The following is a 254-nucleotide window of genomic DNA, read 5'->3' on the forward strand; positions in this document are numbered from 1 at the left end:
AGAACAAGAGCAGAAGCCTCTACCTCAGCAAGAACAAGTGCAGAAGCCTCTACCTCAGCAAGAACAAGTGCCGTAGCCTCTACCTCAGCAAGCACTAGAGCTGTAGCATCTACCTCAGCAAGTACTAGCGCCGAAGCGTCTACCTCAGCGTCAACAAGTGCGGTAGCCTCTACCTCCGCAAGCACAAGCGCCGTAGCCTCTACCTCAGCGTCAACTAGTGCGGTAGCGTCTACATCAGCAAGGACAAGCGCCGT

1 protein-coding gene is annotated in these 254 nt (G+C 54.7%); it reads right to left on the reverse strand.

Annotated features, from left to right (window positions below; genetic code table 11):
* Nucleotides 1–254: hypothetical protein (locus tag N8L90_RS09450; RefSeq protein WP_419991965.1), on the reverse strand; the 254-nt coding region annotated here is incomplete at both ends.

The organism is Streptococcus mitis (assembly GCF_946190115.1).
In the GTDB taxonomy this organism is placed as follows: Bacteria; Bacillota; Bacilli; order Lactobacillales; family Streptococcaceae; genus Streptococcus; species Streptococcus mitis_CO.